Below are 16,845 nucleotides of genomic sequence, written 5' to 3'. Positions count from 1 at the left end.
GTTTCCCCAAAATTTAAAATAGTAAAATCAAGGAAAAATAGGATATTATTATTGTAAGTCCTAGAATAATGAAGGGGGGAGAACGGTTTTTTGAAAGAGAGGGACGGTCATATATTTTAGAAAGGAAGGGCGAAACATGAGGTGTGCGATTGTGTTCGTAGTGCTATCATTTTTGACGTTTTCCGTAACTAGCGTAAGTGCTCATCAAGCGGAATATCGTTATGACAAGAATGGGAATCTATCGGTGATCACGCAAGATGAAAAGGAAGTCGTCTATCAGGCAGATAGCAATGGAAATCTGACAAGTAAAAGTTTAAGAGAGAGGACATATAAGGATAAGCTGAAAAACGGAGATTTTCATGAAGTAAACAATGGTGGCAAAGCGGTAGGCTGGTCATATATGACGGATGACAAGGCTGCATCGAGCTTTAACATCCAAAAAATAGGATCAAGAAATCATCAACAGATTCAAGCGAGTAATATTCCAGTAGGAGATTTCATTGGAATCAAGCAGGCACTGTGGATTACGAAGGAATCCAGCCGTGGGTTTGATCTGAAAGCTTCCTTAAAGATTGAACATCTACAGAATGCAGAGGTTGTGATGATGGTCGATTTTGTAGATAACACAGGAAAGGTTATCGGTAATGCGAGCCAAAAAAGCACGCTGCAGAGAGATTTCTTCTTCACGATGAGCCTCAGAGAGAGTATTCCTCAAAAAGCAGAAAGAGCGATTGTGCAAATCGCGATCCATTCAAGTGGCAATAATGCGGCTGGCACGATAGTAATTAAGGGAGTCGATGTCTCCTATGGTTTAGATTATTATTTTAATTTGCTCATGAATCATGATTTTCAGGGCAGAGAAATTCAAGTCGCGGAGGGAACAATTCCAGATTATTGGGAAATCTCAGGGGATAATGGTTCTGCTAAGTTTAACTTGATGACTACTAGTGACTATAAGAAAAGGCAGGTCATCTCTTATAATTCTAACGGCACTAGTAAAGAATCATACCTGATACAGCATCTATTAATTGATGATTCGAGAAATTATCAATTGAGAGGGATATTTAATCGACTTGGCAATGTAAATACTCATTTTCAAATTTTGTTTTTTAATGAGAAGGGGACATTGCTAGGAACGAATTATACAACATCAGATAGTATAACTGACCAGACTGCATCACTAAGAGGGAATATTCCAAAAGGTGCAGTCTATGCAACTGTGTACGTGGGAGCGCGTTACAGTGGAGTAAGCAATGTCAACATCAACATCAACAATGTTTACATTGCTCAGGTTTCAATTGAGTATAGTACTGAACCGCAGGCATTATGGAACTCGTTATTTACGTTGTTTGATCGAAAAAGCGATATCGCACAAGGCTGGGCAAAAAGAAGTAGTGGAGCGGATGTAGGAGCTATTTATGGGAAGAGTAGTGGTGATGGAGGCCAAAACATATCCGTACCATTTGGAATATGGGGGAATCTTTCGGCTGAAATTTACCAAGACATTTCACTGGAGCCGAGTTCTGAGAAAGGGAAATTCGCCTTATACGGCGAGATTTCGATTCTAAGCAGCAGTAATGCAAAATTGGAAGTTGAGGTTGGGCCTCCTAAGAGAATCGGTAGTTTTCCCCAAAAAACGTATAAAGAGACTTATATATTAGGCAATGGTAGACAAGTGATTACTATACGAGGAGATATTGCACCAAATACTAGAGAAATATCGGTTTCTGTCCGTTTATTGCCGATAGTTCGCAACGAGGCATGGGGAGAAAACATCGTAATTCATAATTTACGATTTAACCCGACCTACAACCCTTCAGGGCCGGTAGAAATGTTCCTTCCGGAAGAGATGGAATGAAATGAAGTGAGTTTAGACGGAGCATACATCAGATGAAGGCTTTTTCAACCGATGTCTAATTGATGTGCAAGGAAAGATAATTGATAGGAGAGATCATGTTGAAAAGATGGCTATCACTTATTCTCGCATGTGTACTATTGATTACAAGCGTGCCTTTCGCTTCTGCAGAAGAAGCTATTGCATCTAAGAAATCGGTGAAAGAAATCTATCCATCGGTAACCTCCAGTGTATATGGTCCGCACGCAACGTTCACGGATTTTAATCCAGACGAGCTTATTACGATTACCTCCCTAACCGAAACCTTTGGCGTAACGAGGGATTGGGTAACGGAGGAGCTGTTCAAGGGCTACGAGCTTCATCAAATCTATCAAGGTCTAAAAGCCAAGCAGCAGGGAAGAGACTATGAGCAATTCATGAACAGCACTTATTTGAAGCCTGCTCCAGATCCGTTAATTGAGCATCAGGAAAAAATGAAAAGTGTATCGGAGGCTGTGTATCAAGCCAGCGTAACGGAGCAGGTCTACGGGAAAGGGAAACCGTCGGTGACGGATCAAGTGTATGGATTATGGGAGAAGCGCTCGTTAGCCTTCCTTGGGAATAATCTATACGATGAGAAAGCGCTCCGCAATCGTCCAATCCGGTTGGATCAAGCGCCTTACTCCGTCGGATCCTTTAGCGACCATATCTCGCCTGTCGACGGCTCCTTGCGCGTGGAAGTAACGGATATGGTAATGCCTGGACCAAACGGCATGGATTTCGCGCTGCGGAGAATTTATGACAGCAACTTGGCGAAGGACGATATTTATGTGAACGAATATGGTAGAAATAGAACGCGGGAGACCCAGGAAGAGGAGAGATTCCATCTTGGCAAGGGATGGATTTGGGATATTTCATATATTAAATCGATAAATAATCATAATGACTACATCTATATTTCAGGTGCAGGCACCTATGCGCTTGAAGATAACCGTTTAAAAGGCTACCCCCTTGGAGATATCGACTTTTGGGAATCGAACAAATTATTGCCGTCCGGCGAGATGGCCTCATATGAACTCATTAATAGAACGACGGGAGTCAAGCAATATTTTAATCATATCGGCGAACTCATCTTGATCGAGGATCAAGACAAAAACTGGATTCAATTTTCGTATACCTATGAATCTGAAGTGGGTAGAGTTCTGCATCGGATCCAAAGCTGGACCAGCGATCGCCGCTATAGTAATGAGATGAATATTACCTACCACGGTAATCGTGCAGTTACGATTCAAAACGGGGATCGAAGGGTGATCTATTGGAAAGAAAGGGTTAAAAAAATAAAGAACGATTATTTGTACCGGGAGCAAGATATTTTAACGGAAGTGATCGATCCGCTGGGCCGCTCGACCAAGTATGAGTATGGCGTATGGAACATCCTGCAATTCAATTTGGTCCGGTCTTATGAAAATCTTCCTAAATATTCGAATGATCGCAGAATATTTTGGGGAGAGAACGAGATGATCGCGCTTGGCGTCATCGAACACCCGACCAAGGCCATTACGGAATTCGGATTTGACGGCGCAATTGAACGAACGATCGGAGATTTCGCAAAGGAAAATGTGGTGCGATATAAATCGCGCCGCAATTACTATAGTTCGCCGAGATATACCCGAAAAAACGAGTTGAACCTAAGATATACGAAAGATATGAATAACGAACAAGATAGAGACGGAATCGGGGATGGCGGTAAGTACATCGAGCGGAATTTCGAGTTCTCCGTGGACGTGTACGATAATTTCAAAACAACGACCTATACGTACGAAAAGCAGTTTGTTGCGTATGATGCGCCTTCGGCAATCTATAACACGAAAACGGAAGTTCGAAGTAAACAGACAAATGATAGTCAGGTATTTAAGTACTCGTATAATAGAGACCTAAGAAATCCGAATCCGACCCAGATCGAGGAGGCGAATTATCAGGGGGGACGCGCGTCCGTGCCTCGCGTGACGACGCGGGAGTATGATTATCGGGGGCAACTGACCTCAGAAACGAATCCGCTCGGCGCGACAAGCCATTATGAGTACAAAGACATATTGCCGAACGAACTCTTCGTCATGATAAAGAGCAGCGTGCCGATAGATCGGGATATGACCCTGCATTCCGAGTACGAGTACGAGACAATTCGCGGAAAGTTAAAGCAAGCCGTCTCCAAAAATAGCAGGGGAGACATCGTTCAGCAGCAGAATTATGAGTATGATTATGTGGGAAATCCGGTCAAGATTCGGATAAAGGGAGATACGGCGGACACGGTCATTTCCCAAGAATTCAGCTCTCAATTCAAGAGCATGTATCTAAGCGGACAAAGCGTAGGGGTACAGAACGCTGACGGCAAGAATGAATTCGTGGAAAGCCGGATGGAGTATATTCCAGAGACCGGACTCCCGACGAAATATACGGACGGCAACCGCAACAGCATCTCCTATACGTATGACAAGCTGGGACGAATAACAGCCGAAATTCATCCCGACGGAACGAAGACGGCAGTCGTCTATGATGATCAGAACAACAAGATGTTCATTACCGATCCGAATGGACTGCAAATCGAGAAGCATTTCGATCCGCTTGGCAACCTGATCGCTGAAACGAATGGACGAGGCATGGCCCAGCACACGTATGACGAGAACGGCCGGCTGATCCGCAAAGGGGACTTTAATGGATCCGAAATTCAATATGAATATGACGCCTGGGATCGGGTCATAAAGGAAAACCCCCTGAATGGAATAAAGCGCATTGTCTATGACGATGTGGCCAACTCGAAAACGATCTTCGACGGGACGAATAACGGCATTCGCGACACGTATGACATCATGAATCGGGTCATCAAGAAGGAAGAAATCAAGCCGTCGGGTCAAGAAGTCTTGTTGGCTCGTTATGAATACGACTATGCGGGCAACGTCAAGGTTGCTTACGATGGAAACCATAATGCGACGAAATACGAGTATGATGTACTGGGACGATTGATCGCCGTTACGGATGCTGAAGGGAAGACGACGCGGTATCGGTATAATCTGTCGGGTGATATGGTCGAAGTCAAGTATGCGGACGGAAATACGGTTCAGAAGCGGCATGACGGCATCGGCCGCCTGCTGGAGCAAACCGATCCGAACAAGCAAAGCAAACGCTTCTATTATGACGGTAACGGCAATGTGATCAAAAGCATCGACCGGAAAGGACAGGTTCAACAATACGAATACAACAACCGGAATTTCCTGACGGCCGTCGCTGCTCCGGACGAGCGGATTACGTACAGCTACGACGCGATGGGCAAGCGGACGGCAATGACGGATCAGACAGGGACGACGGGCTACGCGTACTATCCTTCAGGCGAACTGGCATCCATCACGTATCCAGATAAGACGGTGTTGTCATTCAATTACGATCAGCGGGGATTGCGCGAAGAGCAAGCCTTAACGTCGGGCAGCTACCGCCTGGCAAGCCAGACGGAACGATTCATCCCGATTTCAGCGCCAAGGAGCATGAAAGTAGTGGAAGGAGCCGGAGGAGAACTGGCCCGATTCGACTATTCGTATGATGAATCCTATAATCGGATTACGGACTTGAAATCGTCGCAGGGCTTGAATATAAGCTATGCCTATGACGGATTGAACATGGTCGGCATCCAGCAGAAGCTAGGCGAGGCACCATTTGCGGATTATGGCTATACCTATGATAACAACCGAAATATTACGGCTAAAAATGATAACGGAGCGGCGTATCAATTTAGCTACGATCCGCTGAACCGAATCAAGACATCAAGTCAGTTCAATGAGGCATATTCGTATGACCAGCGGGATAACCGCAGCACCCTGCAAAGCGATCAGGTACCGAACATCAAGGGGGCAAGCTATACTTACGACAGCCGCAACCGTCTGACCCAAGTGACAACAGAAGATGGCAAAGCTGTCAGCTACCGTTATAACGGAGACAACCTGATGGTAGAACGCACCGAAGGCGGCGTCACGACCCGTTACTACTACGATGATCGGGCGAAAATCGTAGCCGAAGGCAAGGTGGAAGGGAACGGCAGCATCACGATTACAGCATCATATGTCCATGACGATTACGGCAAGCTACTGACTCGTCAGGTTCCAGGACAGGGCATACACTATTACGTTTCCAATGGGCATGGCGACATTACGGAAATCCGGGATGCACAAGGCAATGTCCTGAACCGCTATACGTACGATATCTGGGGCAATCCACTGGTTCAGGAGGAGCGAGTCCCGAACATTTTCCGTTACTCGGGCGAATATTGGGACGCAGCAACGAATCTGCAATATTTGCGCGCAAGATGGTATGATCCAAGTATAGGGCGGTTTATTAATGAGGATACGTATGAAGGGGAAATCAAGAATCCGCTGAGTTTGAATTTGTATACGTATGTGGAGAATAATCCGTTACAGTACATTGATCCTACAGGTAATAGCAAATGTGCATTTACAGAAACTGCAATGGAATGCGTTGGGAACGGCAAAGGTGGTGGAGGTGGTTCTGCCAGTAACGGCTATGTGGGAAGTACAGTTGTTAGAGGTAACTCTGCACCTCCTCCGAAAATAACACGTGCTTCGCCCAATGTGAAATTTGAAGTTTCATGGAATCAAGCACAATCATTTAACAAACTGAATATTGAAAAAGCATTGAAGCCTAAGGGAACGGGTTATATTGGAAAGTCATATTCAGGTACAAGAAATACCGCTTCTGATTTTACGAGAGGTAATGGTAAGAGTACTCTAACAAAACACTTTAATGACCATAAAGGTGATTTTGGTTTTACTACTGAGGCTCAATATCTTAAAGGTGCAAGAAATTTTCTTGAGAAATCTCCAACCTCAACAACGCAATCTTTTGTTTCAAAAGAAGGCACATATTTTAGGTATGATACAGCAACGAATGAATTTGGAATTATAAATCAGTATGGTGGAATATCAACTTACTATAAGCCAATTGATGGAATTAAATATTGGAAGGAGCAAATCGGATTGTATGCTCCTAAGTGAGAGAGGGTGTGGAAATATGAAGAGATTACAGTGTCCATGTTGCTGTAATTTTACTATTGAAAGTGAGGATGAAGTGGTTGTAGATATTTGCGATGTGTGTTTTTGGCAGTTTGATGTTGTAGCTCATGCTAAGCCCGACATAAACATAGGAGCAAACCATATTTCGTTGAATCAAGCCAGAGAGAATTATAAACAATTTGGCGTATGCAAACTTCAATATAAAAATATGGTTAGAGAGCCGTTGGAAGAAGAATTACCAAGGAATAATATTGAGTAATTTTCATTCAGAAACTTTAAGGTCTGCATACCTAATTTAGGGTTAACAGCATGAAATATCACCTCAATAAACGAATAACACTTACAAAAGAGCAGAGGATTTACTTCTTGACAATTGGTTCGTACAATACAACCAACAAACCAAGCACTAAATAACTTAAACACTTGATAAACTTTCAAAGCTCTTTCCCACTTGTTTTATGAGTAGGAATGAGCTTTTTTTGCATGTCCGTAAGCGTCAAATAGCCCACACCTTGTTATACAGATGAGGACCAGATATACTATTGTCAGGATTTGAAGACATGATAAGTCAATGGGAGCGATGGCGACCACGGAAGCAGCTTGTCCAGTGCTTTCACATCATTCGGATCGGGAAGTTGCGGAAGTTGCTCGAACAGAAAATATTAAGCTCTTGATAATAACAATAGGTGCCACATGTGAGTGTAACAACTCCATGTGGCCTTTTTTGTTGTCGACATACTTGGTATGCAATAATATAATATTACCGTAAGACATACTTAGTATGGCGGTGATGAGATGGTTGGACTACAATTTATATCAGATACATGGCAAATGGAGTATAAGACAGTTGCCGAGAAAGTTGGAGTATCTAAGCAAACGTTTCAAGATTGGATTAAGGGCAGAAGGAAGATACCGCAGCAGCGTTTAGCGCGGTTATCTGATCTCTTTGGAATCAAGGAGTTTGATCTGTTTCAGAAGGAGCTTACTGAATCCGAAAAGATCGATATTCAGATTCAATACTTCCGAGAAATGGATGTATTTGATGAGGTTAAGGTATCTCGCATTGATGAAAATGGTGAAGAGTTCACCACATCAGAGGTTGTATCTCAGAACAAGGGAATTATTGACTATCTTGAGGAAAGCAAAGAAACCAAGTTAATAGACAGCATTCGAAAAGCTATTAATGAAGACGAGTATGGTGAAAATTCTGAAGTCTTCCAAGATGTCGTTAAGCTTCTGTGTCAAGGAAAGCAAGAAGCAGAGATGATGAAAGCCTTGGTGTATCACTTAGCTCAACGAAACAGTATGTTTGGAGGTTACAAGCCTAAGTACAAGCAATTGAGCGAGAATGGCTTCTTGGACGATGTAGAATTGTTCTATCAGAAGCATAAAAACAAGTTTCAGCCGAAAGAGGACTAATGTCGCCCATTCTTATAACATATCTAATTACATCCAAGATTCTAGATTATCTTAAAAATAGAAAGAAGGTTACATATGTTTGACACCGTAAGATTGAAAGTAAGACCCGTTGCCATTGATTCAGGCACATTGAATCAGCTCACTGGTAAGGCTGTTACATTTTTAAGCAAGGAAACAGGTGCGTTAAATACAAGTTATACGTTTCACGATAAACAAATTCCATATATGAAATATATCGAGAGTAGTCAAACCCTACATATCCAAGTCTCTATTCCCAAGTTCTTATATGGAGACAATGTAACAATATTAGAAGAAGAAGATATACCACTATTCTTCGATAGGTTGCAAGAAAGAATACAGCAGTTATTTTATATTCATATTCCACATTTCGAATGGACGGTCAGTCGATGTGATGTTTGCTGGAATTTTCAAGTTGGTAAGAATGTTGGTGATTACGTGAGGTTACTAAGCAAACAACAGTTAGCCTATAAGAACACGACTATGTACAACCAAGATCAAACTGTAAAATATTGGAATAAAAGTAGTGGAATCATGTTCTATGACAAGCATAAGCAAGTCACGAAAGCTAAGGAGTCAAGTGACATTATCGAGCGTGCCAAAGGAATATTGCGACTTGAAGTCAATCCGAGCGATAGCGATATGAAAAAGTATGCACCTACAAGGAAAGCCATTGAATTGATTGCCAAGCCATTCTTTAACTACATGACAGACAAGGTGCTTGGTCAGATCGAATATCCAGCAGAAGCTAGTAACATAGGTTTATCTTGGTTGATGGAAAACAAAGGGAACATATCCAAGATCGAAACCATGCTTGGCTTCCAAATGCTGCAACACATGTTTGATGAATCAACGCTAAGGCAGATATATAAACCGTCAACCTATGCCATCCGCAAGAGCACGGCAAAAAAAATGACAATTCCCAAAGGGAACTGCCTAAGTCCATTAGCTATAAACAGCTAGGAAACACATCCTCTCAGACAGGGACACGTTATTTTGCCGATAACGATAAAAAGTCCATGATGATGGATGAAATAAAAATAACATAATTATAATTGTACGTGAAAACTAAGAGAAATCAATCCACTACATAAAAAATGTTTACCATCACGATAACTGTTATCGGGGGGATGGTTTATACCCAAAGGCTTGAAATGAATTGGAGTAAAGGGCATAGCACATCCAGCGACCGACTATGGTTGCATTTTCAAATGTCTATGCTTCCTGATCTTCAACAATTAGTTCATGAATCGAAATGTCTAAAGCTTCACAAACGGCTTCTAACGTTCGGATATAAACCCGATCAACAGAGTCGGAACATAGATGGTTAATCGTTGCATGTCGAATATTCATCTGTAAAGAGAGTTGCCGCTGGGAAATCCCTTTTTCGGCTAGTATTTCTTTCAATCTAATTTTTAATCTCATGGGAAAGTAATCCTCCACTAAATACATCATACTGTTAACCGTACTATATCATATTCTATCCATCCTAGCATTGATATATACGCTTAAAGGTAATACAATAGTTATATACTTTTAAGGGTATAACTCTTTAGCGTAACATTAATTCTAATTCGTGTAACGCTAGGGTTAACAGGGAGGTAATCCAATGAATGTCATAGGTTATGTTCGGGTTAGTACACAAGGACAAGCGAAGGATGGCTACAGCCTGTCTTACCAGCAAGATGAGATCAAAGCCTATTGTGAGCGACAAGGATGGCATCTGGTTCATGTCTTTACCGATGAAGGCATAAGCGGTGCGAAGGTGGATGAAGAAGCCTTAGAAGTCGAACGTGAGGGTTTTCAAGATATGATGTCGTTCATAGCTAGCAATAAGGTTGATTACGTGGTTGTTCTAAACACTAGCCGATTGTGGCGAAGTGATCTAGTTAAAGTGCTTGTTCATCGTGAATTGAAAAGGCACAACATTGACATCCAAAGCATCGAGCAGCCAACATACAGCATATTCAAGAAAGACCCATCAGACTTTTTGATTAACGGTCTTATGGAGTTGTTGGATGCATACCAGCGATTAGAAATCTCAATGAAATTAGGTAGAGGGCGAAATAAGAAAGCATCTGAAGGCAAGTTTGCAGGTGGCGGCATTCCTTTTGGTTATAAGGGGAAACGAGGTTCAAAGAAAATCGTTATTGACGAGAAGCAAGCAGCCATTGTTCAACGATTATTCTGTCTTAAAGAGCAGTATCCTACATGGTCATTATCGGCATTAGCTGAGAAATTGAATGAAGAAGGGTTCTCTACGGAGCAAGGAAGGATGTTCACCAAGGTACAGGTGAAGCGAATCCTAGACCGTAAAGCATTTTATCAGGGAAAGTATCGTTACGGACAGATCGAAGCAGATGGAGTGCATCAAGCAATTATTTAGTCAAGGAACGCATTGAAGATAAATGAGATATTGCTAACGTGTCTTTGCGGCAGTGACCGCTCGAACTGAGGATGCAAACTTATTTAACCATTGTTGTTCTAGCCACTCGTTTGAGTGGTTACTAATGGGCTGATACATACGGAGCAAGTGTCTGAGTAGCAACGAGTCTTGATTGAACTGGAATCAAACTCATTAGTAACAATTCAAATACAGAGGGAGCGGAGGAAAATGATTGAGCAGCAGAATCTTGTTTATGTAGGAGTTGACCTACATAAACAGCATCATACAGCCGTCATTATTGACTGTTGGAGCAAAAAGTTAGGAGAAATTAAATTCGATAATAAGCCGTCTGCATTTCCCTTACTCGTTAAGGAAGTTAGGAAGTATGCCAAAAAAGGATTGTCGGTTGTCTATGGGCTTGAGGATGTAGGAGGTTACGGCAGAGGGTTGGCTGTCTATCTTAAAGAAAATCAATGCTGGGTGAAAGAGGTCAATGCCAAACTAGCAAATGCTAGAAGACAGAGCCATGTGACGGTTCAGAAGTCTGACAGTTGGGACGCTGAATGTGTTGCAAAGGTATTGAGAGATGAACTGGAGCGATTACCTGATGCTAAGCCGATCGATTTGTACTGGGCGATTAGTCAGCTTGTCACGCAGCGGAAATGGTTTGCCAAAAGCCTGACAGCAACGGTAAAGAAACTACATCAACAGATTAGTTACCCATATCCAAGCTATAAGAAGTTCTTCTCTGAAGTTGATGGTAAAACGGCGTTAGCCTTCTGGGAAGCCTATCCTTCACCGCACAAATTGAAAGACTTGTCAGAGGAAAAATTAGCTGAGTTTCTGCGAAGCCATAGCAATAATGGGCTTTCCCATAAGAAGGCTGGTCAAATATTATCTCTTATTTCCGTTGATGGTGATACGTATCGTGACTTTCAAGATTCACGTGATTCGGTTGTGGTCAGTCAGGTGAGGTCAGCTAGCTTTTTCAAGAAAGAGATTGCTAGGGTTGAAGTTGAAATCGAGCAGTTGATGGGACAGCTTGGCTTCCAACTAGAATCCATGACAGGGATAGATATTGTGACAGCAGCGGAACTTGTGGCAGAGATTGGTGATATTCATCGTTTTCCAACAGCGGATAAGCTGGCTCGTTTTGCTGGTGTTGCTCCAGTAATGGTTGGTTCAGGAAATAAGTCGCGCAACTATAAAAGTAAGCAAGGAAACCGAGAGTTGCATGACATCATCAAAAGCCTTGCTATCCGTCAGATCGCCGTTACTCGCACTAAAAGAGTGCCGAGGAATCCCTATTTTCATGCTTACTATTTACAGCGGATGTCCGAGGGGAAAACAAAGCAGCAAGCCATTATATGTATCATGAGGAAGCTGATTAATATCATCTACGCAATGATGAAGAAGAAATCAGCTTATGAGATGCCAACGATTCCGAGAGTGCAAGTAGGATGATATAATTGGTGGTAATTGGTTGAGAGAGCCAGTTGCCACCTTCTTTATTCTAAGTTCCGTTTTATAAACTAGGATACTTATGAAGGGGAACTGGGTAACCCGCTGACGTTGAATCTGTATACGTATGTACAGAACAATCCGCTGAAATATATCGATCCTAGTGGGAACAGATATATACCTTCAGATATGAATTCTATTCTCGCAGCGACTATGAAGATAACTTCTACCGAAAGTAGAGCATATTCATACGCTTATAACTTGTTAAGTCGAGAGTATGCAGATGTATATGATGATAATCGTTTTAATTATTTGTTTGGTTTATTAACGCAAACAAGTGCATACAAGAATAGTGCAAGAAATGCGGACTGGGCAAGAGCGGAATTAGCCAAGGATTACAGTAAATGGCATCAGGAAATCTCTTTTGCGGAAGCTTTGGCTTCATTGGGACCAATAATCGGGGGCATAAGAAAAGGTAAAGAAGTTGGTGGAAAGGCAGTAAGAAATATTAATGGTTTAGATGATATCCTGAATGACCCAAGTAAACTAAAAGGGATTAAACCAGATGAGCTTCATAAGTATCTAAAGGATAACGGGTATAATCCAACAGCGCTAAATAAGAGTGAAAAATATAAAGGAATACCTTTTGAAGAAGGAGGAGGTTTTAGAGTTCACTGGGGAGGAGATAGAATATTACAATATCATCCGGGAAGTAGACATCATGGTGATATTCCTTACTATAAACTATCCTCAGGTAAGTCAGGAACAAAGAGATATGATATGAATGGCCATCTAATTGAATAAATGGCGAGGTGTGAAATGAATTCAATTGAGAAAAAAATTGAGGGGTTATTTAGAGAATTACAATTTGAGAAGGAAATACTCAACAACACAAATGTTTTTGTACGTGATGGGAAATACTGTAGAGTAACCTTCATTAAAACACTAGAATCATACGTAATTGAGTATGCGGATAGTTATGATGAAGCAGAAAAAAATCTATTTGAAGATGGGGATTTGTTCCCAGTATCATTAGGTGAGGATGAGCTGATTAATAGAATGAGGTATGAAATAGCTGATTCATAATGTGATCGAACAATATTTGAATGTAATCAATAACATAGAGGAAGATCGTACAATACAACAACTTGACAAACTCTCTCAAAGGCTTATTTCTACTTGAATGATAAGGAGGAATAAGCCTACTTTTGCATTCCTAAATCAAAAGAGGATAAGAAAAATGGAAAAGCATGTACAGTAAGTAGAGAGAAAAGAAGGTTTAATTTTACAAGTTCAAGCATAGTATGAATCGGTTAGAGAACAGATAGCTGAGTGTTATTATCTCGATAGAGAAATAAGAAACAAAGCTGAAAGTGGAAACAGTCAGGACGAACTGACGCACAAGTGCTAAAAAGCATTCGCGAACTACAGCTATACCTATGATAACAACAGAAATATTACGGCTAAAAATGATAATAGAGCAGGTTATCTATTTAGCTACGATAAACTGAACCGAATCAAGACCTCAAGCCAGTTCAACGAGGCATACACATACGATAATCGGGATAACCGCAGAACCCTGCAAAGCGATCAGGTACCGAACATCAAGGGAGCTAGCTATGCGTACGATAGCCGCAACCGCCTGACCCAAGTAACGACGGAGGACGGCAAAGCCGTCAGCTACCGCTACAACGGGGATAACCTGATGGTAGAACGCACCGAAGGCGGCGTAACGACCCGTTACTACTATGACGATAGATCGAAGATAGTAGCGGAAGGCAAGGTAGAGGGGAACGGCAGCGTCACAATTACAGCTGCGTATGTCCATGATTCGACCGGCAAGCTGTTGGCTCGTCAGGTACCAGGACATGGTCTGCAATATTACGTATCCAACGGACACGGCGACATTACGGAAATCCGAGATGCCCAAGGCAATGTATTGAACCGTTATACGTACGATATCTGGGGCAATCCATTGGTACAAGAGGAACAGGTTCCGAACATTTTCCGTTACTCGGGCGAATATTGTGACGTAGCAACGAATCTGCAATATTTGCGCGCAAGATGGTATGATCCAAGTATAGGGCGGTTTGTTAATGAGGATACGTATGAAGGGGAACTGGGTAACCCGCTGACGCTGAATCTGTATACGTATGTACAGAACAATCCGCTGAAATATATCGATCCTAGTGGGAACAGATATATACCTTCAGATATGAATTCTATTCTCGCAGCGACTATGAAGATAACTTCTACCGAAAGTAGAGCATATTCATACGCTTATAACTTGTTAAGTTGAGAGTATGCAGATGTATATGATAATAATCGCTTTAATTATTTGTTTGGTTTATTAACGCAAACAAGTGCATACAAGAATAGCGCAGGAAATGCGGACTGGGCAAGAGCGGAGTTAGCGAAGGATTACAGTAAATGGCATCAGGAAATCTCCTTTGCGGAAGCTTTGGCTTCATTGGGACCAATAATCGGGGGCATAGGAAAAGCTAGAGAAGTTGGTGGAAAGGTTAGAGCGATTGGCGGATGTAACTGCTTCACAGCGGGAACCAAGGTTCTAACAGACGATGGAGAGAAAAATATCGAAGACATTGCGGTCGGAGATAAGGTTCTCTCCAAGGATGAGAATAACCCTGATGGAGAGTTGGCTTATAAGGAAGTAACGGGGTTATACCGCAACCAACGTGATGATATAATTAAGCTGAACGTTGGGGAGCAGATCATAGAGACGACAGACAACCATCCATTTTGGGTAGAAGAAAAAGGGTGGGTCTTCGCCTATGAACTCCAAGTGGGCGATAAGCTCCAAAAATCTGACGGAAGCAACCTGACGATTGAAAAGGTTGAGTTCATTAAACTGAATGAGCCAGTTACGGTTTATAACTTTACAGTAGCTGACTTCCATACGTATTATGTGACGGATTTGGGTATTTGGGTTCATAATACAGAGTGTAACTTAAGCCCTAAAACTCTCGCTACTATGGGTAAAACAAACACAGGAAACGCAGGTCTAGAAGTTGGCTATATAACAAAAAGTACAGCACAAACAGCAGCTACTGAATTTGTAGGAAAAGGTTATACAAAAGGTACTGCTAGTAACGGATATACAACTTATGTAAGCTCCGATGGCAGATATGTAGCAAGGTATGGTTTTAAGAAAAATGGAGGACTTGAGTTGAATTTAGAGGATACTCAGACGGGTGGCAATTTTCATATCAAGGTCAAATGATAAAAAGGTGGAGATATTAGTTGGTTGTTCCCGTACTCAAAGGTATTGATTTCATTGAAATTAAAGATGGTTTGAAAGGCTCTAAATTAAGAGGTACAGCTTATATTGCTGAAGAAGATGATGTCGGTTCTGATTGTTTTCATTTTCAAGTGTTAACACCTGAGTATGTGATAAAAAGTCTTAATGAAAATAAGATGTTAAATTGTAGAGCAACATTCATTGTTCAAAACTTTGAGCTAGAATTGTTAGAAACAGAAATAAAAGAAATACTCAAAGATTGTATTCGACCTACTTGGGAAGAAGCCGCAAAAGCTATTAATCGTCATTTGAACTGGGAGTATGACAATATCCAGTTCTATACGGAAAAAGATATATTATCAAAGCTAGACGAAAATAAGTAATAGGTTACACCCTTGGGGAATACGCAACTTTCTCAAGGGTTTTCTTTTACCCCCACCCAGTGCCGAATGAATCGAGCGGAATGTCTAGAAAGAACCTAATGCTCATCAATGCTGTAGCTGAGATTGAATCTATATACGTATGTACAGAACAATCCGCTGAAATATAACGATCCTAGTGGACATATTGGGATACCGATGGCACCAACACCTGCAATGACGTGTGCAGCGAGTCCGGGGCAATGCAAGACGATTCTAAAAGCACAGACCGAAGCAGGTAAAACATTGGCAGTTGAAGGCGCTAATTTCTTTGTACTAGATGATGTAAATACCATATTGGATCCTAATAGCTCATTAGCAGATAAGGGACTTGTGTTGTTGGGATTTTTGCCTCCGGCAAAATTAATTAAAGTAGGAACTAAAGTTAGTAAAGTTACAAAAGCACTTGCAAAGTGCAATTGCTTTACTGCAGGGACGAAAGTATTAACAGACGAAGGGGAGAAGAATATCGAAGACCTTGAAGTCGGAGATAAGGTTCTTTCCAAGAATGAAGTAACAGGCGAACAGGCTTACAAGGAAGTAACGCATCTGTATCGAAATGATAAGGAGATCACCTATGAACTTACGGTAGGAGTTCAACTCATCGAAACAACCGAAAACCATCCGTTTTGGGTTGAAGGAAAAGGTTGGGTGCTTGCGGCTGATTTACAGGTGGGGGATAAGTTACAACAAAGTAACGGGAATACCTTGAAAATCGACAAAGTCAACAAAGTAATACATGCTGAGATGGTTAAGGTATACAATTTACTGTTGGTGATTTCCATACGTATTATGTTAGCAGTTTGGGAATATGGGTTCATAATATCTCATGTGCGGAGATAAACTGGAAAGGGTTTAGTAGTGGCAAATTAAAGCCCCATTGGGAAAAGCATGGACATGAATTCGGTGATATTTCCCAAAACGATTATCTAAAACTTGCGAAGGGCTTTTCTTCTGAAACCAACTCCTCGTTC

Annotated in this window: 13 protein-coding genes and 1 pseudogene; 13 read left to right on the top strand and 1 reads right to left on the bottom strand. The window is 41.7% G+C overall.

Annotated features, from left to right (window positions below):
- Positions 1-151 precede the first annotated feature (151 nt).
- From PBN151_RS25860 to PBN151_RS25835, 5 genes are all read left to right on the top strand, one after another.
- Positions 152-1,858: a hypothetical protein gene (locus PBN151_RS25860; protein WP_139295426.1), complete on the top strand. Its 1,707-nt coding sequence runs from the start codon at positions 152-154 to the stop codon at positions 1,856-1,858.
- 95 nt (positions 1,859-1,953) lie between these two features.
- The gene (locus tag PBN151_RS25855; protein WP_072731463.1) at positions 1,954-6,891 is read left to right on the top strand and encodes an RHS repeat-associated core domain-containing protein; all 4,938 of its coding nucleotides are present in this window, start codon (positions 1,954-1,956) and stop codon (positions 6,889-6,891) included.
- A 16-nt stretch (positions 6,892-6,907) separates the two neighbouring features.
- Entirely contained in the window at positions 6,908-7,168 is a 261-nt protein-coding gene (locus PBN151_RS25850) for a CPCC family cysteine-rich protein (RefSeq protein ID WP_036619503.1), read from the top strand.
- A gap of 536 nt (positions 7,169-7,704) precedes the next feature.
- Positions 7,705-8,328, top strand: a complete 624-nt coding sequence (locus tag PBN151_RS25840) for a helix-turn-helix domain-containing protein (protein WP_072731461.1) — start codon at positions 7,705-7,707, stop codon at positions 8,326-8,328.
- A gap of 75 nt (positions 8,329-8,403) precedes the next feature.
- Positions 8,404-9,309, top strand: coding sequence for a hypothetical protein (locus PBN151_RS25835; RefSeq protein ID WP_072731459.1), 906 nt, complete (start codon positions 8,404-8,406; stop codon positions 9,307-9,309).
- Positions 9,310-9,561: 252 nt separating this feature from the next.
- Here the strand turns inward: PBN151_RS25835 and PBN151_RS25830 are convergent, their stop codons facing one another.
- Positions 9,562-9,771 (bottom strand): helix-turn-helix domain-containing protein, encoded by a 210-nt coding sequence (locus PBN151_RS25830; protein ID WP_072731458.1) that lies wholly within the window; start codon positions 9,769-9,771, stop codon positions 9,562-9,564.
- Positions 9,772-9,955: 184 nt separating this feature from the next.
- On the opposite strand from PBN151_RS25830, the gene PBN151_RS25825 reads away from it, so the two are divergent.
- The 8 genes and pseudogenes from PBN151_RS25825 (at position 9,956) to PBN151_RS25790 (ending at position 16,714) form a co-directional block, all read left to right on the top strand.
- On the top strand, positions 9,956-10,732 hold the full coding sequence (locus PBN151_RS25825) for a recombinase family protein (RefSeq protein WP_072731456.1): 777 nt from the start codon (positions 9,956-9,958) through the stop codon (positions 10,730-10,732).
- Positions 10,733-10,960: 228 nt separating this feature from the next.
- Positions 10,961-12,196, top strand: coding sequence for an IS110 family RNA-guided transposase (locus PBN151_RS25820; RefSeq protein ID WP_072731455.1), 1,236 nt, complete (start codon positions 10,961-10,963; stop codon positions 12,194-12,196).
- A 258-nt stretch (positions 12,197-12,454) separates the two neighbouring features.
- Positions 12,455-12,997: a hypothetical protein gene (locus PBN151_RS32115; protein ID WP_227775088.1), complete on the top strand. Its 543-nt coding sequence runs from the start codon at positions 12,455-12,457 to the stop codon at positions 12,995-12,997.
- Positions 12,998-13,012: 15 nt separating this feature from the next.
- Positions 13,013-13,279 carry a hypothetical protein gene (locus tag PBN151_RS25810; protein ID WP_072731547.1) on the top strand — a complete coding sequence of 89 codons (267 nt, stop codon included), beginning with the start codon at positions 13,013-13,015 and terminating at the stop codon, positions 13,277-13,279.
- Positions 13,280-13,628: 349 nt separating this feature from the next.
- Positions 13,629-14,492: pseudogene (locus tag PBN151_RS32595) on the top strand (RHS repeat-associated core domain-containing protein); the annotation flags it as partial.
- A gap of 39 nt (positions 14,493-14,531) precedes the next feature.
- Positions 14,532-15,434, top strand: a complete 903-nt coding sequence (locus PBN151_RS32590) for a polymorphic toxin-type HINT domain-containing protein (RefSeq protein ID WP_072731452.1) — start codon at positions 14,532-14,534, stop codon at positions 15,432-15,434.
- Positions 15,435-15,454: 20 nt separating this feature from the next.
- Positions 15,455-15,835 (top strand): Imm8 family immunity protein, encoded by a 381-nt coding sequence (locus tag PBN151_RS25795; protein WP_072731451.1) that lies wholly within the window; start codon positions 15,455-15,457, stop codon positions 15,833-15,835.
- A gap of 123 nt (positions 15,836-15,958) precedes the next feature.
- Positions 15,959-16,714: a polymorphic toxin-type HINT domain-containing protein gene (locus PBN151_RS25790; protein ID WP_227775086.1), complete on the top strand. Its 756-nt coding sequence runs from the start codon at positions 15,959-15,961 to the stop codon at positions 16,712-16,714.
- Positions 16,715-16,845 lie beyond the last annotated feature (131 nt).

This window comes from Paenibacillus sp. NAIST15-1, assembly GCF_001894745.1.
Classification (GTDB): Bacteria; Bacillota; Bacilli; order Paenibacillales; family Paenibacillaceae; genus Paenibacillus_B; species Paenibacillus_B suaedae.
Note: the sequence above shows the minus strand (reverse complement) of the source record. Positions and strands in the feature narration are given on the sequence as shown.